The following is a 23,560-nucleotide window of genomic DNA, read 5'->3' on the forward strand; positions in this document are numbered from 1 at the left end:
TTAAAGGAAAATTGCCATGAGCCATGCCGCGGGCAACGTACTCTTCCTGTGTACCGGCAACTCCTGCCGCTCCATCTTGGCCGAGGCAGTATTCAATCACCTGGCGCCGGCCAGTTGGCATGCGATGAGCGCAGGCAGTCAGCCAACCGGGCAAGTCCATCCCCGCTCGCTGGCATTGCTGAAGCGTGAGGGAATTTCTGCCGCTGGTTATCACAGCAAATCTTGGGACCACCTGTCGCCTACGCCTGACATTGTGATTACGGTATGCGCGAAGGCTGCCGGAGAAGCCTGCCCTGCGTATCTGGGGCCAGTACTGCGCAGCCACTGGGGGGTGGATGATCCGGCCCATGCGACTGGCACTGAGCATGAGGTCGAGGCGGCCTTTATGACGGCCTACCATATCCTACGGGCACGTATTGAGGCCTTCTTCGCTTTGCCGCTGGATGTGCTGCGCCAGGATCGCCCTCGCTTCAAGGCAGAGCTAGATCGCATCGGGGCGCTATAGCCCTGCCCGCCCTCTTATCGTACGGAGAATGGCATGTCCATCCCTTCTGAAGTCGCGAATGCCTGCCCCGCAGGCGTATCGTTAAATTTGTTCGAGCGCTATCTGACTGCCTGGGTCGCGCTTTGCATCGTTGTCGGAATTGGCTTGGGTCAAGCCTTCCCTAACCTATTTCATGTGATTGGTGGCCTGGAGATCGCTCAAGTTAATCTGCCAATCGGTTTGCTGATCTGGGTGATGATCATTCCAATGCTGCTGAAAATTGATTTCGGCGCGTTGCACCAGGTCAAGGCTCACGTTAAGGGTATTGGTGTCACCTTGTTCATCAACTGGCTGGTCAAGCCGTTCTCGATGGCGTTTTTGGCCTGGCTGTTTATTCGGGTGTGGTTTGCGCCGCTACTGCCGGCTGAGCAGCTGGATAGCTACATCGCAGGCCTGATTTTGCTGGCAGCCGCGCCGTGCACTGCCATGGTGTTTGTCTGGAGCCGGCTAACCGGTGGAGATCCATATTTCACGCTATCCCAAGTCGCTCTGAACGACCTGATTATGATGTTCGCCTTCGCACCACTGGTCGGTTTGCTGCTGGGCGTGTCCAGCATCGCCGTCCCGTGGGCCACGCTGCTAACCTCGGTGGGGCTGTACATCGTAGTTCCGGTGTTGATCGCTCAGGCCATCCGCAAGACATTGCTCAGCAAAGGCCAGGCGATATTCGATGCCACCATCCATCGCATTCAGCCTTGGTCGGTTTCCGCGCTGCTGCTGACCCTGGTTCTACTTTTCGCCTTCCAAGGCAACGCCATCCTGCAACAGCCTTTGGTGATCGCGCTGCTGGCCGTGCCGATCCTAATTCAGGTGTTCTTCAATTCTGCATTGGCCTACTGGCTTAATCGCCAAGTCGGAGAAATGCATTCAGTGGCCTGCCCATCGGCCCTGATTGGCGCATCTAACTTCTTCGAGCTGGCTGTGGCGGCCGCGATCAGCCTGTTTGGCTTCCAATCAGGCGCGGCGCTAGCGACGGTGGTTGGCGTACTGATCGAGGTGCCGGTAATGCTGCTAGTTGTCCGCGTTGTTAATGCGAGCAAAGGCTGGTACGAGAGGAGTGCATAGGGTCTTCTGTGGTAAAGACTTCAACAGCTGATGGCAACACCGCACGCAGCATTGCTGGCCATCTTGGAACAAGACAAGGACCGCGTGAAAGCGTAAGACTAAAGGCGCGGATTGCAGGCACGGCGAAGGATACTGCGTGGCATGTCCAGACGGCGGCCGCGGGTGCGCCCTGCTCTATGCCGTGATCCGGCTCCGATGCGAGCTGTGAAGCGGAACTCCAGGTAAAGGCAAAAGGAAGCTACCCTGCTGTCTGATTATTTTAGAGCGACAGCATCTTCGCCTCTGCCAAGCTGGCCCGCTCATCCAGTCGCTGTTCCAGCAGAGCCCTGAGACCTTCCGGCTCGATATGCCTGCACCACTCCCTGGCGGTGACGGCGTCGTTGTAGTCGCCCAAGGCCTGCAGTAAGCCGCGCAACTTGCTCAGAAAATGCTTGTGGGCGCCATCCAGCTCCAAGTCTGAAAAAAACTCGATGGCGTAGCGCAGATTTTTGCCTTGCTTGCGCAATTCGTGCAACTGTTCGGCAGCGTGCCTTTTTTGTTTCCATAGCTTGCGCATGTCCGCCCTCTGGCGTTTCAGCGCGTGGCTGGCGAATCGCGGCAGATTGTCGAGATGCGAGGGTGGCAGGCTGGTTAGACCATCCAGCAGGCGGGTTGGAAGCGTGCGCCATCGCCGGGAGGACAGCGCTACGCAGCAGGCCGCCCGGCCATCCTGTCGAGCGTCGTTCAGGGCGGCCAGGACGGGTTTCATTATTTCGCTGGATAGACCGGCCTGGATGGCCGGCAATGTTTCCAATGCCAGCACATCCAGGTCGCGCGCTTTGCCGAATATGCCCGCCAGCCATTTCAGGTCGTCGGCTATGGTTTTCCACTTTCGGCCGCGAATCAGCGGCGCAAAGGTTTTAAGCGCGGCTCTAAGTCGCCGGATGGCCACCCTGCCCTGATGGATAGGCTCGGGATCATTCCCTCCGCAAATGTTTGGCGTGTTGGCCATGAGTTGGCGCAAGCACTCCAGAGCGATGCGTTTCAGCGCCGCCGCGCAGCTCATTGCAGGGCGCAGGTGTGGAATGCCTGCTTGCGCGCAGCTGCGCATCGAGTAGGAAAATGGGCGCTGCGGTAGCGAGGAGTGTGTTTTTGCCATGACGCATGTCTTGACTGGTCGACGATAGCGGGCATTCATGACGGAGCATGCTCCCCTGGAAGGCCCTTCCTGTCCTCATTTTGATTCATGATTATTTCTCAAGGCACTGCGAATCTTCGCCGACGGCTGCGTGGCCATCGCGGCTGTAAGCAATGCCTAAAATCATAGCTGCAAGCCCGCAACTGTACTAATTGACAGTCATGACGATAGGCATTGTCCATCAGCGGTTTATTCTGGATTTATCGCCGCGCCTATATGGTTTTTATATGGATAAGCTTGTATTGGAATGTTGCAATACATGAAAATGCAAACAAATCTAAATTGCACCTTGAACCTGAATGAATTTGATTGCAACCGGCAAGGCGCTGCCAAGCCAGCTCGTCACCGCTGATGACCTCGATGTGAAGCTTGGCTGCCGCCGCGGCCAAAGTTTGAAAAAAAGCGGCGTCCACACCCGGCATTTTGCCGGCGACCATGAATCCCAGAGCCAACTCGGCGCCCGCGCGCTGAAGGATGCGCTGGACCGCGCGGAGATAAGCGCGTCAGGCATCGATTTGCTGATCGGCGCTTGCGGCATTCCGGAGCAGGCGCTGCCCGGCACCGCCAGTTTCATCGCCCATGCGGCTGGCTTCCCCGCCGGGCGGCCCGCCTTCGACGTCAACGCCAGCTGCCTCAGCTTTCTGTCCGCGCTGCAGGTAGCGGACAGCCTGTTGCTCTCCGGCGCGTACCGCCGCATCGCTATCGTCTCGGCCGATTTGGCCTCGCGCGGGCTGGACTGGGCCAACCCGGAAGCCTCGCTGATTTTCGGCGACGGCGCCGCCGCCGCCATCGTCGAGCGGGGCTCGCCGGGAAGGGGCTTGCGGACTTTCAAGCTGGCCACCTATCCGGAAGGCCGCAATTTCTGCGAGATTCGCGCCGGCGGCACCCAACGCAACCCGCGCCGCGGGGTCGTCGACGGCGACTTTCTGTTCGACATGAACGGCAAGGCGGTTTTCAAGCTGGCGTCGCGGCTGATGCCGGATTTTCTGGATGCGCTGATGGATGCCACGCCAGGCGGTCTGGACAGCATAGATTGCGTGGTGCCGCACCAGGCCAGCCATCTGGGCATGCAGCATATGGCCAAGCGCCTGGGCATCGCCGCCGGTCGCATCGTCGACATCTACGCCTCACACGGCAACCAGGTGGCGGCTTCCCTGCCCACCGCCCTGCATGAGGCCTTTGTCGATGGCCGCGCCCGCGCCGGCAAGCGTCTGTTGATGGTGGGCACCGCGGCGGGACTGAATCTGGGCGGATTGGTATGGGACCTGTGACGCGGGTACTGGTGACTGGCGCCACAGGCGGACTGGGACGCAATGCCGTCGCTTATCTGTTGGGCAAGGGCTGCGCGGTGCGCGCCACCGGCCGCAATCGGCAGGCGGGCGTCGAGCTGGCTGGCCTGGGCGCTGAATTCGTCGCGCTGGACCTGGCCGCTGCCGATGAAGGCCAGTTGGCCGGCCTGCTGGAGGGCGTGGACGCGGTATGGCACTGCGCCGCCCTTTCCGCGCCTTGGGGCCGGGGGGACGATTTCGTCGCCGCCAATGTTCATGCGACCGACAAGCTGCTGAAGGCCTCGGGGCAATCGCGCGCCAACCGCTTCATCCACATTTCCACGCCGGCGCTGTACTTCGATTTCCAACACCGCTACCAGGTGCCGGAGTCGTATCGTCCGCGGCGCTACGTCAATGCTTATGCCCGCACCAAGGCGCAGGCTGAAGAAAAAGTGCTTGAGGCTGCGCGCGCCTATCCCGCGCTGCGGACCACGATCTTGCGGCCGCGCGCCATCTTCGGCGAGCACGACCAGGTGCTGATGCCCAGGCTGGCGCGCATGCTGAGCCAACGCGGCGGACGTCTGCCGCTGCCGCGCGGCGGCGCGGTGACGCTGGATCTGACCTATGTCGGCAATGTGGTCCATGCGATGTGGCTGGCCACGACGCATCCCAGCCTTGCCAGCGGCCAAGCGTTCAACATCACCAATCAGCAGCCGGCCGTGCTGCGCGATGTGCTGACGCGGGTGTTCGCCCAGGAGTTGGGCCGGCCCTTACGCATCGTCAGCCTGCCCTACCCCTTGCTGAGCGCGGCCAGCCGCCTGGCGCAGCTGTGGGCCGCGCTCACGGGCAAGGAGCCGGCATTGACGCCTTACAGCCTGGGCGCGATCCATTTCGACATGACGCTGGACAATACCCGGGCGCGCGATGCGCTGGGTTATCTGCCGCCGTACAGCTTGGATGAAGGCCTGGCGCGCACCGCGCGCTGGCTGAGGGAGCATGGACATGGCTAGTGTCACCGCGTTCAGCGTCGGACATTGCACTCATCCGGCCTGCATGGCGCTGAAAGGCGCGGGGCTGGCCAGCCGTTGCTTTCCTTCGCGCGCCTATCTGATTGAAACCCGGGATCGCCTATTGCTGTGGGATACCGGCTATTCCGAGCATTTTTTCGACGCCAGCCGCCGCGGCGCCTATCGGCTGTACCCGATGGTGACGCCGGTGCATTTCGACGGCGCCCGATCGCTGCGTCAGCAACTGCGCGGGCGCGGCATAAGCCCAAACGATATACACACATTATTGCTGTCGCACTTCCACGCTGACCATATCGCCGGCCTGCGGGACTTTCCCCGGGCCTGCATCCTTGCCTCCGAGCAAGGCTGGCGCGGGGTGCGCGGCTTGAGCGGGCTGGCCGCGGTGCGGCAAGCCTTTCTGCCCGGTCTGCTGCCGGCGGATATGGAAGACCGTTTGTCTTTTGTCGAGGCCTTGCCCCTGCAGGCCTTGCCTGCCGAATTGGCGCCGTTCAGCCATGGCCGCGACGTCAGCGGCAGTGGCGAAGTGTTCGTGGTGGATCTGCCGGGACATGCGGTGGGGCACTTGGGCGCTTTCGTGCTGGGGGATTCAGGCTGGACGCTGCTGGCGTCGGACGCGGCCTGGGCGGAAGAAGGCTACCGGGAGTTGCGGGGTCCATCCGAGCTGTCTTTCCTGGTACAGCACAACCGCCGCGCCTATTACGGCACGCTGGCCAGGGTGCACGCGCTGCACCGGGGCGGCCGCGTGGAGATTCTGCTGACGCACCAGGAGGAGGACACCGCATGCTGAGACTGATCCGAATCCTGGCCGCCTACTGGCGGACGCGGCGGCTGGGTTTTCGCGACCGAGCGGCGCTGGAGCGCCATCAGGCCCGGCAAATGGGGCGCTTTCTGGCCAGGCTGCGCCGGCGCAGCCCCTATTTCGCCAAGCTGGGCACCCTGCCTTTCGCGCAGTGGCCGCAGATGGACAAGGCCTCGATGCTCAAGCATTTCGACGATATGAATACCGCGGGGTTGAAGCTGGACGACGTGATGGATGCCGCGTTGCGCGCCGAGCGCAGCCGAGACTTCTCTCCCACGTTGAACGGCCATACGGTTGGGCTGTCGTCCGGCACCTCCGGCCAACGCGGCGCGTTCGTCGTCAGCAAGGGCGAGCAGGCGCGATGGGCCGGCATCATGCTGGCCAAGGCTTTGCCCGATGGCCTGCTGGCCGGCGAGAAAGTGGCGCTGTTCCTGCGCGCCAACAGCAATCTCTACGGCGCGGTGCGCAGCCGCTGGCTGACTTTCCGCTTTTTCGACCTGTTCCAGCCTTTGGACAGGCATTTGCAGTCGCTTGACGCTTACGCGCCCACCATTTTGCTGGCGCCGGCCCAGGTGCTGCGCGCGCTGGCGCTGGCGCAGTTGGAGGGCCGCTTGCGGCTGTCGCCGAAGCGGGCGTATTCCATCGCCGAGGTGCTGGAGCCGCAGGATCGCGCCGTGATCGAGCAGGCTTTCGGCTGCGTGCACGAAATCTACCAGGCGACCGAGGGCTTCCTGGCCAGCAGCTGCGAATACGGCACGCTGCATCTGAACGAGGAATACATCCATGTCGAACCGGAATGGTTGGATGAGGAACGGCGCCGTTTCGCGCCGGTGATCACCGACTTCAGCCGCCACACCCAGCCCATCGTCCGCTACCGGCTGAACGACGTGCTGCAGGCGCGGGCCGAGCCCTGTCCTTGCGGGCGCGCGGCGATGGCGCTGGACGCGGTGGAGGGCCGCTGCGACGACATGCTGCGGCTGCCGGGCCGCGATGGCGGCGAGCTGACGGTGTTCGCCGACGTGATGGGCCGCGCGCTGGCGACCGCTTTGCCGCTGGAGGCCGATTACCGGCTGCGCCAGACCGGCCCAGCCGAATTGGCGCTGGATGTCGAGGTGCCGGCGGCGGCCTTACCGGCCATTCGCCATCGCCTGGAGCGGACGCTGACGGGCCTGGGCGTTGACGCCGGGGCGCTGCGATGGCGGTTGTCGAATCGGGTGCCGGCGATGGATGCCACGCGCAAGCGCAGGCGCATCGTCAGGGAACTGGCATGAGACGTGCGCTGGACTGGCTGCCTCCCAGGCTGCGCCATATGCTGTTGGGCTGGGCATCGGTAGGCTGCGCTTACTCGCTGGGCAGCCTGTGGCCCCAGCGCGCGACTATTCTGCCCGAGCTGGCCGTGGACCGCTGGATTCCTTTCGATCCGGCGGCGATCTGGTTATACACGTCGTTTTTCCTGATCGTGCCGGCGGCTTATCTGCTTGCCCGCCCGGAGCGGTTGGCCTGGCTGCAGCGCGCGATGCAGTGGTGCGCGCTGGCCGCCGGCGCGGCTTTCCTGCTGTGCCCCACTACCCTGGCGTATCCGCCCATCGCCGGCGATGGTTTGCATGCTGAAGCGCTGCGTTTCTTTCTACGCTTCGACACCCCGCACAACTGCCTGCCCTCCTTGCACGGCGCGCTGACCGCGCTCTCCGCCTGGGCCTTGTGGGAAGGCGGCCGCCGCTGGCGCTCATGGCTGGCGCTGGCATGGGCGCTGGCCATTCTGTTCGCCGTGATCCAGCTGCGCCGCCATCTATTCATCGATCTTTCCGCCGGCGTGGCGCTGGGGCTGCTTTGCGGCCTGCTGGCGGCGCGGCCGGCTACCGCCCTTTCCCTTTCCTATCGACGCACATGAACGTATTCGCCCTCACCTTCTCCATCATGCTGGCCGTAGTGCTGCTGGAGTTGCTCGCCCTGCGCCATTGGCGCCGCGAAGCCATTCCCTGGCGCGAAATCATCTTCAACCTCAATTCAGGCCACATCGTGATGTGGGTGTTTCGCGGCGTGGAGGTGGCGGGTTTCGGCCTGCTGCTGCAGTACGCCAACCTGCACCTGGTGGATCGGCTGCCAGTGTTCTGGCAATGGGTCTTCGCCTTCGTCGCCTGGGATCTGAGCTTTTACTGCATGCACCGCGCCCACCACACCTGGCGCATCTTCTGGGCGGTGCACGTGGTGCATCATCAGGGCGAGCATTTCAGCCTGTCGCTGGGCATACGCAACTCCTGGTATTCGTCGCTGACTTCGTTTCTTTTCGTCGCGCCGCTGGCGGTGCTGGGGTTGCCATTGGAGATATTCGTCGCGGCGTCGTCTTTCCACTACGCGGTACAGCTGTACAACCACAATGCCTTCGTCGGCAAGAGCGGCTGGCTGGACCGGGTACTGGTGACGCCGTCCAATCATCGCGTCCACCACGCCACCCATCCGGTGTACCTGAACAAAAACTTCGGCGGCACCTTCCTGATCTGGGACAAGCTATTCGGCAGCTATCAGCCCGAGCGCGACGACATCCCGCTGCATTACGGCGTGCACGGCGTCTCGCCCGGCTACAACCCGTTCTGGGCCAGCAACCAGGGGCTGCAAGCCTGGTTCCGGCGCCGTTTCGCTCCGTCCGGGCGGCGCGCGATGCGGATGCCAGCCGCCTACATCGCCACCGGCGGGATTTTGCTGTTCGGCATGGTGATCTATTACGTCGAGCGGGTGGCCGGCTGGGACGCCATCGGTCGATGGAGCGTGTTCGCCTGCCTGGTGGCCGGCACCATCGCCATCGGCGGCATGTCGGATGAGCGGCGTTGGGGCTGGCGGGGTTGGCTGGCGCTGACTCTGGCGATGCCGGCGCTGTGCGCCGGCGTGTTCGGCATGCGCGACGGCTGGGCATTGGCCTTGCTGGCTTTGTTGCTTGTCCATGGCCTGGCCGGGCTGCGCCTGCGGGAGGCCGCATGGGCAAACTGAGATTCCAGTCGTCGGCGAAGCTGCCGTTCCGCATCGACCTGCAACGTACCGCCCAAGCCTACCTGGCCGAGCGCGGCGAACACCGCTTCGCCGACTGGCGCGTGGGGCTGAAAGGCGCGGCGCTGGCGGCGCTCAGCCTGGCTTGTTATGTGCTGGCATTGCGCGCGACGACGATGTGGTCGTTCGCGCCGGCCTACATCGCGGCCATCGTCATGGCGATGCTGCTGGCGATGAACACCTTGCACGACGCCGCCCACGGCGCCCTGTTTCGCAACGCAAGGCTCAACCGGTGGCTGGCCCGCGCCGCCAGTTTGCCGATGGGCATAGATGCCGACATCTGGACCCGGCGGCATGTGCACCTGCACCATACCTACCCCAATGTCGACGGCTACGATCTGGACATCGAGCCCAACCCTTTCCTGCGGCAAACGCCGTTCCAGGACTGGTCGCCGCAATTCCGCTACCAGCACCGCTACTGGCCGCTGGTGGCGGCACTGTCCCTGCCCTACCTGTGCTGGTACGGCGATTGGCTGGACCTGCTGGGCAAGAGCAAGCTGCGGCAATACGACAGCCAACCCATTCCCGCAGGCGGATTCCTGCTGGGCAAGCTGGGACACCTGATCCTGCTGCTGGCGTTGCCCTGGTATTGCCTGCCGGCCGGCGCGATCGGCTGGGGCGGCCTGCTGCTTTGCTATCTGGCCGGCTTGATGACGGCGTCCTGTTTTCTGGTGGCGATGATCTTGGGCACCCATTGGGCCGAGGTGGAGTTCTTCCGGCCTGAAGGCGCGGAAATGCCTCATACCTGGCATGAGCACCAGTTCCTGACCTGCTGCGACTGGCAGCCCAGGCCGCGGGCGCTGGGGCATTTATTGGGCGGCTTGCATCTGCACCTGACCCACCATTTGTTTCCGGCCTATAGCCACCGCCACTATCCGGCGTTGGCGCGCATCGTCGAGCAGCTGGCGCAGCGGCATGGCCTGCCCTATCGTTGCATCGGCTATCAGGGGCTCTGGCGCGCGCAGCAGAACTTCCTGCGGGGGATGGGCCGTCGGCCCGAATAAGAAATGTCGGTTTGAATCAAAACGCCCGCGCAGCTGCGCGGGCGTTTCGCTTTCTAGCCGCGATGGCCATGCGGATGCGGCGCGAAGAGCCGGCTCAGGCGGTTCAGCAGCATGCGCCCGGTGGCGTGCGCCATGCAGCCCAGCGTGACCGGCACCAGCGTCAGCAAGCCATGGCCCTTGGTGTAGCCGGGGTTGCGGTGGATGTAGAACTGGGCCGCCGAATTGGGGCTGGCTTGCCACTGCCTGCGGTCGCCCTCGTTATCGCGCGTTTGCCAGCCCACGTGGACCACGCCCGGCTTGTCCGGATCCACCGGCTTGAGGCCGAACAACCGCGCCAGCTGGCCGATCACCCCGCCGTAATCCAGCTCTGAGGATTGCTGGGCGCTGGGCCATACCCGGGTGGCGTACTTGTCCAGCAGCATATAGCTGGATGGATGCACCAAAGCCCCCAGGTAGTAAACCCGGCGGCCAGGCCGGGTCAGGCGGTAAGCCAGCACCTGGCGGCACACGAACGGCGCGTTGCGGTTTTTGCCGCGGTAGGCCCGCATCAACCCGGCTTCCATCCGGATTACGGTGGATTCGCGTCCTTCCAGGTTTTGTTCGAAGAAATGGATTGCGCAATAACCAACGGATTGGCCTTGCGCATTCTTATGAATCAGAATGCGCGTTTCTTTGGCTTTGGAATATACGACATAGCTGGCGAAATCCTCCTTGCTGACGCCGTCGAATATATCGCAATGCACCAGGTATAATTCATCCACCAGTTTTTCCCTGTCGGGCGCATCCATCAAGGCTGGCGCAACGACGACAGATTTTCCCATTTTAGACATGTTAGCCCTATTTTATTTGAATGGAAAATATCACTTTTGCTGCTAATAACATGAAATTTATTGCAATAAAACGGTAAATATTCGCTACAAATATTAATTCAAACGTTTGAGTGACTGAAATAGGAAAAAAGGCCAGTCAAAGACTGGCCTAGTTATATTTTGATGGGCTTAATTTTATTAATGAAAGTCTGAGAGGATATATTTTCTAGGCTGAAACCATTTTGCGGATGAAATAGCCTTTCATTCTTTGGGCCGGTTTGGCGGCCGCAATGGTCAACGCTTCCAGCTGCACCGCCGCCTGGCCGGTCAGGTTGATCCAGCCCTCTTCGGTGACGGCCAGCGTATCGGAATGGCGGTAGCCTCCCTCATTCTCCAGATAGATGCCCGGCTCTATCGACACCACCATGCCGGCCTGCAATACATCGGCGCTACCCTGCGCCAGCCAGGGCGCTTCGTGATTGCCCAACCCCAGGCCATGGCCGCAACGGTGCAGCCGCAAGCGCCAATCGCCGAAGCTCCTGTCCTGCAGGAAATCGTTGACCTTTTCGTCGATCTCGCCGCAGGCGACGCCCGGCCTTAGCATGGACATCGCCAGACTGCGCGCTTCGCCCATCAGCTGGAAACGCTCGCGCTGGGCGGCGGTGGGTTCGCGGGTGAAGAAGGTGCGCTCGCATTCGGCGGTGTAGCCGTCCAGGCGAACGACGGAAATCACCACGTGGGGGCCATCCTTCAGCCGTTGCGACAACTGCGGAATCGCATGCGGCTGCGCGCTCAGCGGCGCCGGCCAGGGCGCCAGCAGCACCCGGGTGCACAGCGGGTCGAAATCCGGCTCCTCGCGGATGATCCGCCGCAGCAGCTGCTGGCCGGTGGCATAGCCCTCGGCCACGGACACGCCGTCGTAAACGCCGCGCAGCAGCTGATTCACGCCATCCGCCGCGTAGCGTCCGGCGCGCGCCAGCTTGGCGATCTCCCATGGCGATTTGACCATCCGTATCAGGTCCAGCGCGTCGTCGGCGCGGCCGCCCACCGATTGCATGAACTCGGCGTGGTGCAGCGGCGTGGCGGGATCGAAGGCGAAGCGGTCGCAAAGCAGCGGAATCAGCGCGTCCTCCCAACGCTGCCCCGCCGGAGCCGGGTACTCGCGATAGCTGTGAACATCTTCTTCCTCGACATTCCAGGCCTGTTTCAGGTGCGCATGCTCAAGCTGGGGCACCAGCAGCTTGCGCTTGCCGCTGGCGGCGTCCAGCAGCAGGAAGAACGGGCGCTCCAGCGGTTCGTAGCTGATGCCCGACAGGTAGTAGATGCTCTCCGTGCCGCTGGCCACATATTGCGGGATGCCGGCCTCCAGCAGGCGGTTGCGCAGCAGTTGGTCGCGGCGCGCCATCTCCCGCTGGCGTGGCTGTTCGAAATGCGCCATATCGTCCCCCTCCCATTCCTGGATTTGAGATATCAATATGACATAAATCAAATATCATTTCCGTCCGTTATGCATGCCGAACGCCGGCCGCGCCTTGCAACTGGTCGAATTGCTTCCATAGCAGCAATGCGACCGCCGCGCCAAGCAGCAGGTTCACCAGCGGCATGGCCAGCCATACGCCGTCCAGGCCCATGGCCATCGGCAGCAATGCCAGCGCCGGCAGCAGCAGCGCAGTCTTGCCCACGGTCACGCCCAGCGCCAGCCGGGTCAGCGCCATGGCTTGCAAGGCTGTCGCGCCGACGATGACCAGCCCATCCAGCGGCATGGCCAGCAAATGCAGGCGCAGCGCGCGGCTGCCGGCTTCTATCAGCTCGCTGCTGCCGTCGCTGTACCAGCCGGCGATCCAGGCTGGAAACAGCTGGACCGCCGCACATGCGGCCACGCCGATGGCTAGGCCCACTTTCAATCCGTGCAGCAAAGCCGCGCGCGCCCGTTCGGGCTGGCCTGCGCCGATGGCGTGCCCCAGCAGCGGCTGCATGCCCACCGCCAGGCCGTGGATCACCAGCGTGAACAGCGACTCGCTATAGCCCGCCACCGCATAGGCGGCCACGCTCAGGTCGTCGCCCCACACCAGCAGCTGGCGGTTGTGCGCGAACAGCAGCAGGGCCAGGTTGAGCTCCATCAGCAGGCTGGGCGCGCCCAGCGCCAGGATGGGCCACAGCCCCTGCCAGTCCGGCCGCAGCCGCCCCAGTTGGATGCGCAGCGCCGCGCGCGGGCTGAAAAAGTATGCCAGCGCCAGAAGCAGCACCACGGCCTCGGCCAGCAGCGTGCCGATGGCCGCGCCGGCCAGGCCCTTGCCCATCACGCCGACAAACAGATAATCCAGGCCGATGTTCAGCAGCGCGCCCAGCGTCATCAAAGCGGTGGACAGCTTGGGACGCCCGTCGTTGCGCACCAGATAGGTCAGGAGCATCGGCCCCATGGTCAGGCCGGCGCCGGACAGCATCAGCAACAGATAGCCGCGCGCCTGTTCCGCCACCTGAGGCTGGACATCGGCCTTCAGCCAGGACAGCAGCAGATCGATATTGGGCAGGCCCAGCGCGGGGATCAGCGCGCTCAGCAAAACCAGCAGCGCCAGCGCCGCCAGCAAGGTGCCGCGCGCGGCGCGCATGTCGCCTGCGCCTTGCTGGATCGCGATCCGGGTGGCGGCGCCCATGCTGATCATCGCGCCGAGGCCCACCTGCAGCATCACCAGCGGATAGGCGAGATTGATCGCGGCCAGGCCGTGGCTGCCCACGTAGTGGCCGACGAAAATGCCGTCTATCACCGCATACAGGCCGGTGACCAGCATGCCGGCGATGGAGGGAATGGCGTAGCGCCAGAACAGCGTGGAGACCGGAAGCGTATCCAGATCACGGATGTGGGTATTGGTATTCTGCATGGCGTCGTTACAGTAAAGAGCGATGAGGAATAGCCATTCTAGCATTTAATTAATCATGCATGATTGATTAAATAATGACACAATGTGACGGACAATGACATGAAAGAAAAGACGGATGGCCCGCAAAACCAAGGAAGACTCGCAGAAAACCCGGGACGCGATACTGGATGGCGCGGAGCAGGTGTTTCTGGACAAGGGCATAGCCAACGCCACCATGGCCGAGATCGCCGACGCGGCGAAGGTGTCGCGCGGCGCGGTGTACGGGCATTACGACAACAAGATGGAAGTGTGCCAGGCGATGATAGACCGCGCGTTCGCGCTGGACGCGCTGCGCTTCCCCTCTCAAGGCGAATCCGCCGGCGATACGCTGGTGGCGGCTGGCGTTTACTACCTGGCCCAGTTCCTGGAGCCGGGTTCGCCGCAGCGGGTGTACCAGATCCTGTATCAGAAGTGCGAGCAAATCGAGGAAAACCGCAGCGTGCTGCGGCGGCGCGAACTGGCGGACCGCTTGACCACGCACTACGCGCGCAGACAACTGCGGCGGGCCATCGCGCAGAACGAGCTGCCCGCCTCGCTGGACATCGGGCTGGCCGCGGACTATCTGGTCTGCCTGTTTCTTGGCTTGTACGAGCTGCTGGAGGCCAGTCCCGATGCGCTGCCCCGATGCGAACGAATCTTGCGCGGCGCGCTGCAGGGACTGCCGCACGCGGCCAGCATCATGCGCCGGCCGCCGCTACTCGACATGGCGCCGGAAGCGCCATAGCGCCAGACTCAGCGTGGCCACGGCGATCAGCCACAGCGGCAGCAGCCACGGCCAGGCGTCGGCGAAGCCATAGCCTTTCAGGAACACCCCCTTCAAAATGGGAATGAAGTAGCTGAGCGGATTGATCCGCGCCAGCCATTGCAGCGCGTCCGGCATGTTTTCGATCGGCGATACGTAGCCCGACAGGATCACCGCCGGCACCATGAAGGAAAACACGCCCAGGAACGCCTGTTGCTGGGTGCGGCAGATCGACGAGATGAACAGCCCCACTCCGGCCAGCGCCAGCCCATAACTGGCCATGCTGGTCAGCAGCAGGGCGGTGGAGCCGCCGAAAGGCACCCGATAGGCCCAGGCCGCGGCGATGGCGATCAGCCCTCCCTGCAGCAGCGCCACCAGCACGCCAGGCACCGCCTTGCCTGCCATCACATAGGCCGGCGTCAGCGGCGACACCAGCAGCTGGTCGTAAGTACCCTCCTCGCGCTCCCGCGCCACCGACAAGGCGGTGACGATCAGGCAGCCTATGGTGGTGATGATGGCCACCAGGCTGGGCAGCACGTGCCACTGGAACTCCAGATTGGGGTTGTACAGATTGCGCACCGACAATTGCGGCCCCGGGGCGACGCGCTCCTGCTGGTAAGCGGCGACCACTTGCCCGATATAGGCGCTGGCGATCTGCCCGCTGTTGGAGCGGCGGCCATCCACGATTACCTGCAGCGTGGCCGGGCGGCCGGCGGCCAGCGCGCGCGAGAAATCCTGCGGAAACACCACCGCCAGCAGCGCGCACTGCCGGTCTACACAGTCGCGCAACGCCTCATGGCTGCGCATCGGCACGATATGGTCGAACGTGGCGCTGGCGGCCAGGCGTTTCACCAACTCCTGCGAGGCCGCGCCGGCATCCTGATTGTAAACCGCCAGGCTGGCATGCTTGACCTCCAGCGTGGCGGCGAAGGGAAACACCAGCAGTTGCAGCAGCACGGGCACAACCAGCAACAGGCGCCCCTGGCGGTTGCCGGCCAGCGCCTGCAGTTCCTTGATGATCAGCCACAACAGTCGTTGCCACATGGCTTCAGTCGAGCGTGCGGCGGGTTTTGCGCACGGTCTGTCCCAGCCAGAACACGCCCAGCAGAATCAGGCTGGCGGCGTTGAACCACAGCAACGATGGAATCACCCCGGCCTGGAACAGCGTCTGCAGCGTGCTGGCGAAATACCGCGCCGGCAGGATGCGGGTCAGCCATTGCAGCGGCGCCGGCATGCTGGAAATCTCGAACACGAAGCCCGACAGCATCAGCGCGGGCAGGTAGCCGGCTGTCAACGCGGCCTGGGCGGCGTCGAACTGGGTGCGCATCACCGTGGACAGGAACAGGCCCATCCCCAGCGCGTTGGCCAGAAACAGCGAGGACATCAGCCACAGCAGCCACAGCGGCCCGCGGAAAGGCACCCCCATCACGAACACGGCAACGATCAGGCACAACAGCATGGCCGCGATCCCCAGCACGTAATACGGCAGTATCTTGGATAGCAGCAATTCGGCGCGGCTCACCGGCGTGGCCAGCAGCGCTTCCATGGTGCCCCGCTCCCATTCCCGCGCCACCACCAGCGAGGACAGCAGCGCGCCGATGATGGTCATCACGATGGCGATGGTGCCCGGCACCAGGAAATTGGGGCTTTCCGCGCTGGGGTTGAACCAGAAGCGCTGGCGGATATCGATGGCTGGCGTGATGGGGTGGGCGCGCTCGTCGCCTTCGGCCTGCTGCCAGCGCAGCCAGGCGCCCTGGACATAGGCGGCGACGAAGTTGGCGGTGTTCGGCTCCGCGCCGTCGGTCAGCAGCTGAACCGTTCCCCGTCCAGCCAGCCAGTCGCGGGAGAAGCCCTCTCGAATCACTACCGCGCCGCGTATCTTGCCATGCGCCAGTTTTTGCTCCATTTCCGGACGGGAGCGCAGCGGCTGCACGTCCAGCGCCGGCGTCGCGTACAGCGTCGCGGCCAGCCGTTGCGCGGCGCCGCCGCCATCCTCGCGCAGCAAACCCAGCCGGATGTGGGCGGAGTCCAGATTCACCGCGTACCCCAGGATGAACAACAGCGCCACCGGCAAGATGAAGGCGATCAGGATGCTGCTGGGGTCGCGGACGATCTGATAGCTCTCCTTGCGGCACAGCGCGGCCAGGCGGCGCAGGTTCATCGGTCGGCCTCCTCCACCAGCTGAATGAAGGCATCCTCCATCGTCGGATCGGGCAAGACCGAGCTCTCCACGCGGCGCTTGAGCGCATCCGGCGTATCCAGCGCCAGCAGCCGGCCGCGATAGACCAGCGCGATGCGGTCGCAGTATTCGGCCTCGTCCATGAAATGGGTGGTCACCAGCACGGTGACGCCCTTTTCCGCCAGGCCGTTGATATGGGTCCAGAACTCGCGTCGGGTGACCGGATCAACCCCGGAGGTGGGCTCGTCCAGAAACAGCAGCGGCGGTTCATGCATCACCGCGCAGGCCAGCGCCAGCCTCTGCTTGAAGCCCAGCGGCAGCTCGCCGGCCGGACTATCCATGTGCGGCCCCAGGCCGAACACCCGCTCCATCTGCGCCATCTTGTCGCGCTGGGTTTTTCCGGCCAGGCCGTAGACCCCGGAGAAGAACATCAGGTTGCGCCGCACCGTCAGATGCGCGTACAGCGAAAACTTTTGCGCCATATAGCCCAGCTGCTGGCGAGCGGCGCTGGGGCTGGCTTTCAAGTCCAGCCCCATGACCAGCGCCTGTCCCTCGCTGGGCTTGAGCAGGCCGCATTCCATCTTGAAGGTGGTGGACTTCCCGGCGCCGTTCGGCCCCAGCAGGCCGAACACCTCGCCGCGGCGCACCGCGAAGCTGATGTCGTCGGCGGCGCGGAAGTCGCCGAAACGCTTGCTCAGCCGCCGGGCCTCGATCACGGCTTCGTCGCCGCGGCGCGGCAGATCGGGCATCACATCCGCCAGCGCCGAGTCTCCGCCCGGACCGCCGCCCAACAAGCTGATGAACGCGTCTTCCAGCCTGGGCCGTGCGGGCTGCAGTTTGGCATCCGGCCCCGCCTCCGCCGCGGCCAGGTCGGGCCAGTGGTTTTCGTCACGCAGCAACAGGCGCAGGCTGTGGCCCTGTATCGTGCCGTCCATCAGCGCCGGCTGGCGCAACAGGCGCTGCAACAGGCGCCGGCGGTTGCCCGCGATGCCGGACAACTGCAGGCAGCGACCGGCCAGCGGCGCGGTCAGTTCGGCCGGCGGCCCGCCGGCGCGTATCCGGCCGCAGGCCATCAGGTAGACCCTGTCGCAAGATTCCGCCTCGTCGAGGTAGGCGGTGCTGAGCAGCACGGTGATGCCGTCGGCCGACAGCGCGCGGATCAGCTTCCACAACTCGCGCCGGGAGATGGGATCGACGCCGACGCCGGGCTCGTCCAGCAGCAAGGCGCGTGGCCTGCCCAGCAGCGAGCAAGCCAGGCCCAGCTTCTGCTTCATGCCGCCTGACAGCTTACCGGCGTGGCGGCCGGTGAACGGCGCGAGATCTGTCAGCGCCAGCAGGCGCGCGAAGTCACGCTCGCGTTCGTCGATGGGCACTTCCCGCAAATCGGCGTACAGGTCCAGGTTTTCCTGCACGGTCAGGTCTTCGTACAGGCCGAACTTTTGCGGCATATAGCCTATGTTCCGCCACAGCGCGTCCCTGTCGGCGACGGGATTCAACCCGGCCACGCTCGCCTCCCCTGAGCTGGGCGTCAGCAGGCCGGCCAGCATGCGCAGCAGCGTGGTCTTGCCGGCACCGTCCGGCCCCACCAGTCCGGCCACGCAGCCGGGTGGGATGTCCAGATCCACGCCGGACACCGCGTCCGCCGCCGCGCCGGGAAAGCGTTTGCCCAGGCTCGCGGCATGGATGGCGGCGCTCACCGCGCCAGCCTCACCGTCACCGGCATGCCCTGGCTGAGCGCGGCGTCGGCATCTCCGACCACCACGCGTATCCGATAGACCAGCGCCGTGCGCAGATCGGGCGTCTCCACCGATTTGGGCGTGAACTCGGCGGTAGGCGACACGAAACCCACCACGCCGCGATAAGTCTTGTCCGGGTGGCTGTCGCTGGATACACGCACTTCGGTGCCGGCGGCGAACTTGCCTAGCTGGGTTTCGCCGACATAAGCGCGAACCCATACCGGCTGGCGCAGCGACAGCGTGAACGCCGGCGTTCCGGCCTGGACCATGCTGCCGGCCTCCACCGCGCGGGCGAGGATGATGCCGGCGCTGGGGGATTGCAGGCTGGCGTCTTTCAGGGCCAGCCGCGCGGAAGCGACGCTGGCTCGGGCTTGTTTCAATTGGGCGTCGGATTCGGCGATCTCCTCGGGCCGAAAACCGGCGACCAGCGCCTTCAGCTGCTGGGCGGCGGCGTTGCGCTGGGCGAGCGACTGATCGCGCTGCGAGCGGGCGGCCTCCAGCAATTGCCTGCTGCTGCCGCCAGCTGGCACCAGGTCGCGCTGGCGCCGGTATTCGCTCTCGGACTGGATCACGGCGGCCTGGGCCGCCTCCAGCCTGGCGCGCGCCTGGGCGATGTCCTCGCTGCGGCTGCCCATGCGCATCAGCGTGTTGCGCGCCGCCAGCGCCGCCTCGTTGGCCAGGGCGGCGTTCAGGCTGTTCTTCAGCGGCTCGACATCCAGCCGCGCCAGGATCTGCCCCGGCTGCACGCTGTCGCCTTCGTCCACCTGGACGGAAGCCAGCCGGCCGGAAACGCGGAAGGCCAGCGCTACTTCGCGAATGTCGACGTTGCCATAAAGCGTGCCCTGGCGCGCGGCCTCGGCCTCTCGCTGGTAAAGGTAATAGCCCCCCGCCAGCGCCGCCGCCAGCAACAGCGCCGCGGGCGCCATCCATTTTTTCATTCCGCCCCCTGTTGTTTCGGCCGGAAGCGGACGCATCCGCCATTCGGCCTCGCCGCCCAAGCAGTCAGGATGCGGCGGCTACCCGATAGCATACCCGCGCGGAGCCGCCGCGCATGGCATTCCGCACGCGATCCAGAAGCCGGAACGAGTTCCGGGGCGCGGATGCAACAGCTAGAGCGCGCGGGACATCAAAAAGCCGGCGCCGAACCATAGCAGCACCGTCATGATGGGCTCGGCCATTTTCGGCCGCAGCAGCATCAGCGGCGCCCGGAAGCGCCCCCGGATCGGCCACAGCAACGGAATGCCGGCGGGCGTCAGCCAATCACCCACCAAGTGGGAGGCGTAACCGACGCACAGGCCCAGCACCATGGGCATCGCATGGCCCAGCCGCACGTCCCAGCCATGCAGGCAGGCGGCGCTGGCGTAGAACACGCCGACCACCGCCAGCAGGCTATGAGTGATGCCGCGGTGGCCGAACAGATAGGCGATGGGGTGGGAAAGAAAGGGAATGCGCCGGCCGAGCCAGCTCTGGGGGTGGTCGATGTCCGGCAGCAGCGAGCCGGCCAGCCCGCCGGCCAGCAGCAGCACCGCCATCATGGCGGGCAAGTGCAGGATCAGCGCCGCGGAAACCGCGCAGAACGCGCCGAATGCGACATGGGTGGCCACCATCATGGCGCCACCCCGCCGCTAAAATTGTCAGTCATTATTGTTGTTGCCTTTGCGGCCTGTTGCTTTGTTGCCCTGCCGCGCGCTTGCGCGGGGCGCACATGCTACTGCAGTCACGCGGCGGAAGCAAAAACGGCCATCTGAAAAGCCCAGTCTGCGCCGTTGCGGCAAGGCAGACCGCGCGAAATCCGTCAGTAAGGCAGGAACAGACCGTCCGCCGAGGAATTGGTTGCTGAAAATCGACGGTCTAGAATGAATTCAGCGGCCTGGGCGCCGCGTGGAGTGTCGATGCTTGTGTTCCCGCCCGCCATCTCTTGGCGCAATCTGGCTCGTTTCGCCCTGCTGGCGCTTGCCTCCGCCGCGGCCCACGCGGGCGAGCCCTACCAGATCACCTGGGTATTGTCCGACTGGGCGCCCAACTTCATCATTCGCAACGGCAAACCCACCACTGGTCAGAACGACATTTATCTCAAGCTGATCATCGCGCGCTGGCCGGAGGCCGAGCATCGATTCATGGTGATGAGCACCGCGCGCAGCACGCTGGAGCTTCAACGCGGCAGCCAGTTATGCAGGATGAACCTGATTCCGACGCCGGAGCGGGAGAAATTCGCCTTTTTCACGTTGACCCACATGCAGTTGCCGCTGCGGCTGGTGATCCGCAAGGAGGCTGCGGCGCAAGCGCCGCTGAACGAGGCGGGAGAGGCGGTGCTGGGCGCGTTGATCCGCAAGCCCGGGCTGCGCGGCATCACCGCCGCCGGCAGAAGCTACACCGCTGAAATCGACCGCCTGTTGGCGGAGAGCAAGGGCGGATCGAACGTCAGGGAGATTCCCAACCTCCCGTCCAACGACGGCTTGTTCAAACTGCTGGAATTGGGGCGCGCCGACTACACGCTGGATTACGAACCCAACTTCAAATACCGGGACCAGCAGAGCCGGGAGCACCCGCTGACCAGCCTGCCCATCGCCGGCGCGGCGCTGATTCCGGTGGGCATCGCCTGCCCGCGCACCCGCTGGGGCAGGATGGCCGTGATGAAGATAGACCAATTGCTGAGCGAGGTCGTCGCCGATCCTGCCTACCGGCAGGCGCAGGACCGCTGGCTGTCTCCCGAATCCGCGCAACGCTACCGCGCCGAGCTGGACCGTTTCTACCGCCAGCGCGCGCGGGCGGCCGACCCCGCGCGCTACTCGCTGGCCAGGCCCTGAGCGTCAAACCTGGAATTGCGCGACCGACAGCCTGAGGTTGCCGGTCACTTCGTCTATCCGCTGTATGCTTTCCGACGCCTGGGTGGCGGCCACCGCGTTGCCGGACGCCACCTGCGCGATCTGTTCGACGTGGCGGGCGATGTCCTGGCTGGCGGTGCCCTGCTCTTGCAGCGCGTGCGAGATGTCATTGACCACCTGCACCACCTGGCTGGCGCTGCCGCGGATCTGCTGGATCAGTTCGCCGCCCTGCTCCGCCAGCTCCAGGCCGGTTTTCACCTTGGCCACCGTATCGCTCATATTCCTGCGCGACAGGTCCGAGCTGGCCTGAATCTCCGCGATCATGTCCGCCGTCTGCTCGGTGGCCTTGGCCGTGCGCTCAGACAATTTGCGCACCTCGTCAGCCACCACCGCGAAGCCGCGGCCGGTCTCGCCGGCGCGCGCCGCCTCGATGGCGGCGTTCAACGCCAGCAAATTGGTCTGATCGGCGATGTCCTTGATCACCTGCATGATGTTGGAGATGGTGGACGTTTTGCTGGCCAGCTCGGAAATGGCGGCCTCGGTCAGGTCCACGGTGGCGCTAATGCCCTGCATTTCCTCCACCGCGCGCGCGATCACCTGGCTGCCGGCTTCGGACAGGTGGCCGGAGTCCTGAGATACCGCGCGGGCGTCGGACGCGTGCTGGGCGATATGGTTGATGCTGACAGTCAGCTGCTCCACCGAGGCCGCCATCGCCGCAGCGCCCTCGCTCTGCCCCTGGGAGTTGCCGGCCACCATGCGCGCGCCGTCCACCACGTCGGCGTTCAGGCGGCCTAGCTCTTCGGCGTCGCGCATGATGTCGCCCACCAGTTGGCGAAGTTGTCCCTGCATTTCCCGGATATGGGCCAGCAGGCTGTCCTGATGGCCGGCGCCCACTAGTATTTCCCGGTCAAGCTTGCCGGCGGCGATCTCCCGCACGATGTCGGCGGCTTCGGATGGCTCCGTGCCCAACTCCCGCATCACACTGCGATACACCCACCAGCCAAGCGACAGGCTGACCGCCATGAACAGCAGCACCTGCGCGCCCACGCTCAGCAGTTGCCGAGTCAGCGTGGCGTTGATGTCGTCCAGGTAGAGGCCGGTGCCCACCACCCAACCCCAGCGCGGCGTGCTCTGGAAATAGGCGAGCTTGGGCTGGGGCGAGCTGGCGCCCGGCTTGTCCCATACGTAGTTGACAAAGCCCTTGCCGCCGCCGCTGCGCATGGTTTGTTCGAATAGCGCGCCGATATTGGCCCCGGCGCCGTCCTTGACGCTGTGCATGTCTTTGCCGACCAGTTTGGGATTCACGCCGTGGGACAGCCACTTCAGATTGCGGTCCAGCGTGAAGAAGTACTCGTCGCCGTCGAAGCGCAGCCTCGCCAGCTCCTGCAGCGCCATTTTCTGCGCTTCCGCCTCCGGCACCAGTCCGGCTGCGGCCTGCTCCTCATGCATCGCCACCAAACTGGCTGCGTTTTCCACCTGGCTGCGCACCTGGTCGTGCCTGTCGTCCATCATCTGTTGACGCAGGGCATTCATCAGCAAGGCGCCCAGCACGCAGACCAGGACGATCGCGCTGACGGTCTGCAGCAACAGCCGCCGTTTCAAGGAAAGGGTTCTGGCCATGTTTCGCTCACGGAATTTGTAAACAACTGCCAACGATAACCGATGCCATTATTCAATTTCAATATTCAAATGTATTTTATTGATTTTTGTCATGGAACCGGCATTCGGATTTAAGTTGCACGGCCAATCAACTCCTTCACTTGACTTTGTATCTTACGATATATATCGTAAGACATATTACCCAATAAAGAGGGCCAGCCATGCCATGCAATCCATACCGACACCCGATTCGCCGCATGCTGCGGGCGATGCGCGGATCGCACCGTCGCGGCGGCGATGATGGCGCGCTGGCCCGCGGACGCAAGTTTGGTTCCGACGATCTCCAGCTGCTGTTGCTGGCGCTGATCAATGAGCGCTCCTGTCATGGCTACGAGCTGATCAAGGAGCTGGCCTCCCGCTCCAACGGCTATTACAGCCCCAGCCCGGGCGTGGCCTACCCCGCCCTCACCCGCATGGAGGAAGCGGGTCAGGTCACCGCCGCCAGCCACGGCAAGCGGAAGTGCTACGCCATCGCGGAGGCCGGCCGGGAACGATTGGCCCTCCATCGCGAACACGTGGAGCTGACGCTGGCCAAGCTGACCCATATCGGCCGCAAGATGGAGCTGGCGCGGCGCGCCTACGCCGGCGAGGAAATCGGCGAGGACGGAGCGGCCGGCTGGACGAGAGAGCTGATAGAGGCGAGGCGCGCGCTGAAACACGCGCTGCTGCTCCGGGACCAGGCGGAGCCTGACGAACAGCGCCGCATCGCGGCCATCTTGCAACGCGCCGTCGCCGAAATCGCCGGCGCGGAAAAATCCTGAGGAA

Annotated in this window: 22 protein-coding genes; 12 read left to right on the forward strand and 10 right to left on the reverse strand. The window is 64.3% G+C overall.

All coding sequences use genetic code 11. The annotated features are described in order from the left end of the window. Positions 1-16: 16 nt before the first annotated feature. Together LQR33_RS06145 and arsB are read left to right on the forward strand one after the other, a co-directional pair. The gene (locus LQR33_RS06145) at positions 17-505 is read left to right on the forward strand and encodes an arsenate reductase ArsC (RefSeq protein WP_166439085.1); all 489 of its coding nucleotides are present in this window, start codon (positions 17-19) and stop codon (positions 503-505) included. A gap of 33 nt (positions 506-538) precedes the next feature. Further along, the gene (gene arsB, locus LQR33_RS06150; RefSeq protein WP_231178307.1) at positions 539-1,609 is read left to right on the forward strand and encodes an ACR3 family arsenite efflux transporter; all 1,071 of its coding nucleotides are present in this window, start codon (positions 539-541) and stop codon (positions 1,607-1,609) included. Positions 1,610-1,868: 259 nt separating this feature from the next. Here the strand turns inward: arsB and LQR33_RS06155 are convergent, their stop codons facing one another. Beyond that, on the reverse strand, positions 1,869-2,747 hold the full coding sequence (locus LQR33_RS06155) for a CHAD domain-containing protein (RefSeq protein WP_231467983.1): 879 nt from the start codon (positions 2,745-2,747) through the stop codon (positions 1,869-1,871). 338 nt (positions 2,748-3,085) lie between these two features. On the opposite strand from LQR33_RS06155, the gene LQR33_RS06160 reads away from it, so the two are divergent. From LQR33_RS06160 to LQR33_RS06190, 7 genes are read left to right on the forward strand one after another with little or no spacing between them, the layout of a single operon-like run. After that, positions 3,086-4,057: a 3-oxoacyl-[acyl-carrier-protein] synthase III C-terminal domain-containing protein gene (locus tag LQR33_RS06160; protein WP_221667398.1), complete on the forward strand. Its 972-nt coding sequence runs from the start codon at positions 3,086-3,088 to the stop codon at positions 4,055-4,057. 11 nt (positions 4,058-4,068) lie between these two features. Then, positions 4,069-5,064: an NAD-dependent epimerase/dehydratase family protein gene (locus LQR33_RS06165; RefSeq protein WP_231178304.1), complete on the forward strand. Its 996-nt coding sequence runs from the start codon at positions 4,069-4,071 to the stop codon at positions 5,062-5,064. Further along, entirely contained in the window at positions 5,057-5,869 is an 813-nt protein-coding gene (locus tag LQR33_RS06170) for an MBL fold metallo-hydrolase (RefSeq protein WP_231178302.1), read from the forward strand. Before LQR33_RS06165 ends, LQR33_RS06170 begins: the two co-directional genes overlap by 8 nt. Then, positions 5,863-7,152 carry a F390 synthetase-related protein gene (locus tag LQR33_RS06175; RefSeq protein WP_231467985.1) on the forward strand — a complete coding sequence of 430 codons (1,290 nt, stop codon included), beginning with the start codon at positions 5,863-5,865 and terminating at the stop codon, positions 7,150-7,152. Before LQR33_RS06170 ends, LQR33_RS06175 begins: the two co-directional genes overlap by 7 nt. Beyond that, positions 7,149-7,772 carry a phosphatase PAP2 family protein gene (locus tag LQR33_RS06180; RefSeq protein WP_231467987.1) on the forward strand — a complete coding sequence of 208 codons (624 nt, stop codon included), beginning with the start codon at positions 7,149-7,151 and terminating at the stop codon, positions 7,770-7,772. The genes LQR33_RS06175 and LQR33_RS06180 overlap by 4 nt, the downstream gene beginning before the upstream one ends. Continuing rightward, entirely contained in the window at positions 7,769-8,866 is a 1,098-nt protein-coding gene (locus tag LQR33_RS06185; protein WP_231178300.1) for a sterol desaturase family protein, read from the forward strand. Before LQR33_RS06180 ends, LQR33_RS06185 begins: the two co-directional genes overlap by 4 nt. After that, positions 8,854-9,927 (forward strand): acyl-CoA desaturase, encoded by a 1,074-nt coding sequence (locus LQR33_RS06190; protein WP_221667403.1) that lies wholly within the window; start codon positions 8,854-8,856, stop codon positions 9,925-9,927. The genes LQR33_RS06185 and LQR33_RS06190 overlap by 13 nt, the downstream gene beginning before the upstream one ends. A 53-nt stretch (positions 9,928-9,980) precedes the next feature. Here the strand turns inward: LQR33_RS06190 and LQR33_RS06195 are convergent, their stop codons facing one another. From LQR33_RS06195 to LQR33_RS06205, 3 genes are all read right to left on the reverse strand, one after another. Next, the gene (locus LQR33_RS06195; RefSeq protein ID WP_221664394.1) at positions 9,981-10,688 is read right to left on the reverse strand and encodes a hypothetical protein; all 708 of its coding nucleotides are present in this window, start codon (positions 10,686-10,688) and stop codon (positions 9,981-9,983) included. A 274-nt stretch (positions 10,689-10,962) separates the two neighbouring features. Continuing rightward, complete coding sequence (locus LQR33_RS06200; RefSeq protein ID WP_221668310.1) at positions 10,963-12,174, reverse strand: M24 family metallopeptidase; 1,212 nt, start codon at positions 12,172-12,174, stop codon at positions 10,963-10,965. Positions 12,175-12,241: 67 nt separating this feature from the next. Further along, positions 12,242-13,615, reverse strand: a complete 1,374-nt coding sequence (locus LQR33_RS06205; RefSeq protein WP_221668311.1) for an MATE family efflux transporter — start codon at positions 13,613-13,615, stop codon at positions 12,242-12,244. 115 nt (positions 13,616-13,730) lie between these two features. Here LQR33_RS06205 and LQR33_RS06210 point away from each other — a divergent pair, with 115 nt between their 5' ends. Then, the gene (locus tag LQR33_RS06210; protein WP_166439098.1) at positions 13,731-14,378 is read left to right on the forward strand and encodes a TetR family transcriptional regulator; all 648 of its coding nucleotides are present in this window, start codon (positions 13,731-13,733) and stop codon (positions 14,376-14,378) included. Here the strand turns inward: LQR33_RS06210 and LQR33_RS06215 are convergent. The 5 genes from LQR33_RS06215 to LQR33_RS06235 form a co-directional block, all read right to left on the reverse strand. Continuing rightward, positions 14,349-15,440: an ABC transporter permease gene (locus tag LQR33_RS06215; RefSeq protein ID WP_231467989.1), complete on the reverse strand. Its 1,092-nt coding sequence runs from the start codon at positions 15,438-15,440 to the stop codon at positions 14,349-14,351. The genes LQR33_RS06210 and LQR33_RS06215 overlap by 30 nt on opposite strands. Positions 15,441-15,444: 4 nt before the next feature. After that, positions 15,445-16,557, reverse strand: a complete 1,113-nt coding sequence (locus tag LQR33_RS06220) for an ABC transporter permease (RefSeq protein WP_231467991.1) — start codon at positions 16,555-16,557, stop codon at positions 15,445-15,447. Next, entirely contained in the window at positions 16,554-18,272 is a 1,719-nt protein-coding gene (locus tag LQR33_RS06225; RefSeq protein ID WP_231467993.1) for an ATP-binding cassette domain-containing protein, read from the reverse strand. The genes LQR33_RS06220 and LQR33_RS06225 overlap by 4 nt, the downstream gene beginning before the upstream one ends. Next, entirely contained in the window at positions 18,269-19,249 is a 981-nt protein-coding gene (gene hlyD, locus LQR33_RS06230; RefSeq protein ID WP_231467995.1) for a secretion protein HlyD, read from the reverse strand. The genes LQR33_RS06225 and hlyD overlap by 4 nt, the downstream gene beginning before the upstream one ends. Before the next feature lie 171 nt (positions 19,250-19,420). Continuing rightward, entirely contained in the window at positions 19,421-19,921 is a 501-nt protein-coding gene (locus LQR33_RS06235) for a metal-dependent hydrolase (RefSeq protein WP_231178286.1), read from the reverse strand. Positions 19,922-20,203: 282 nt separating this feature from the next. Between LQR33_RS06235 and LQR33_RS06240 the strand changes: the two genes are divergently transcribed. Next, entirely contained in the window at positions 20,204-21,118 is a 915-nt protein-coding gene (locus LQR33_RS06240) for a TIGR02285 family protein (RefSeq protein WP_231467997.1), read from the forward strand. 3 nt (positions 21,119-21,121) lie between these two features. Here the strand turns inward: LQR33_RS06240 and LQR33_RS06245 are convergent, their stop codons facing one another. Beyond that, a complete protein-coding gene (locus tag LQR33_RS06245) occupies positions 21,122-22,756 on the reverse strand; it encodes a methyl-accepting chemotaxis protein (protein ID WP_166439105.1) in 1,635 nt (544 codons plus the stop codon). Positions 22,757-22,956: 200 nt separating this feature from the next. Here LQR33_RS06245 and LQR33_RS06250 point away from each other — a divergent pair, with 200 nt between their 5' ends. Further along, on the forward strand, positions 22,957-23,556 hold the full coding sequence (locus LQR33_RS06250; protein ID WP_166439106.1) for a PadR family transcriptional regulator: 600 nt from the start codon (positions 22,957-22,959) through the stop codon (positions 23,554-23,556). Positions 23,557-23,560 lie beyond the last annotated feature (4 nt).

Source organism: Chromobacterium piscinae (assembly GCF_021129175.1).
GTDB classification, from domain to species: Bacteria; Pseudomonadota; Gammaproteobacteria; order Burkholderiales; family Chromobacteriaceae; genus Chromobacterium; species Chromobacterium piscinae.

Coding starts and splice junctions, on each gene's coding strand:
- LQR33_RS06145 (WP_166439085.1), top strand. CDS start 17: ATGAGCCATGCCGCGGGCAACGTACTCTTCCTGTGTACCGGCAACTCC.
- arsB (WP_231178307.1), top strand. CDS start 539: ATGTCCATCCCTTCTGAAGTCGCGAATGCCTGCCCCGCAGGCGTATCG.
- LQR33_RS06155 (WP_231467983.1), bottom strand. CDS start 2,747: ATGGCAAAAACACACTCCTCGCTACCGCAGCGCCCATTTTCCTACTCG.
- LQR33_RS06160 (WP_221667398.1), top strand. CDS start 3,086: ATGAATTTGATTGCAACCGGCAAGGCGCTGCCAAGCCAGCTCGTCACC.
- LQR33_RS06170 (WP_231178302.1), top strand. CDS start 5,057: ATGGCTAGTGTCACCGCGTTCAGCGTCGGACATTGCACTCATCCGGCC.
- LQR33_RS06175 (WP_231467985.1), top strand. CDS start 5,863: ATGCTGAGACTGATCCGAATCCTGGCCGCCTACTGGCGGACGCGGCGG.
- LQR33_RS06180 (WP_231467987.1), top strand. CDS start 7,149: ATGAGACGTGCGCTGGACTGGCTGCCTCCCAGGCTGCGCCATATGCTG.
- LQR33_RS06185 (WP_231178300.1), top strand. CDS start 7,769: ATGAACGTATTCGCCCTCACCTTCTCCATCATGCTGGCCGTAGTGCTG.
- LQR33_RS06190 (WP_221667403.1), top strand. CDS start 8,854: ATGGGCAAACTGAGATTCCAGTCGTCGGCGAAGCTGCCGTTCCGCATC.
- LQR33_RS06200 (WP_221668310.1), bottom strand. CDS start 12,174: ATGGCGCATTTCGAACAGCCACGCCAGCGGGAGATGGCGCGCCGCGAC.
- LQR33_RS06205 (WP_221668311.1), bottom strand. CDS start 13,615: ATGCAGAATACCAATACCCACATCCGTGATCTGGATACGCTTCCGGTC.
- LQR33_RS06210 (WP_166439098.1), top strand. CDS start 13,731: ATGGCCCGCAAAACCAAGGAAGACTCGCAGAAAACCCGGGACGCGATA.
- LQR33_RS06215 (WP_231467989.1), bottom strand. CDS start 15,440: ATGTGGCAACGACTGTTGTGGCTGATCATCAAGGAACTGCAGGCGCTG.
- LQR33_RS06220 (WP_231467991.1), bottom strand. CDS start 16,557: ATGAACCTGCGCCGCCTGGCCGCGCTGTGCCGCAAGGAGAGCTATCAG.
- hlyD (WP_231467995.1), bottom strand. CDS start 19,249: ATGAAAAAATGGATGGCGCCCGCGGCGCTGTTGCTGGCGGCGGCGCTG.
- LQR33_RS06235 (WP_231178286.1), bottom strand. CDS start 19,921: ATGATGGTGGCCACCCATGTCGCATTCGGCGCGTTCTGCGCGGTTTCC.
- LQR33_RS06240 (WP_231467997.1), top strand. CDS start 20,204: ATGCTTGTGTTCCCGCCCGCCATCTCTTGGCGCAATCTGGCTCGTTTC.
- LQR33_RS06245 (WP_166439105.1), bottom strand. CDS start 22,756: ATGGCCAGAACCCTTTCCTTGAAACGGCGGCTGTTGCTGCAGACCGTC.
- LQR33_RS06250 (WP_166439106.1), top strand. CDS start 22,957: ATGCCATGCAATCCATACCGACACCCGATTCGCCGCATGCTGCGGGCG.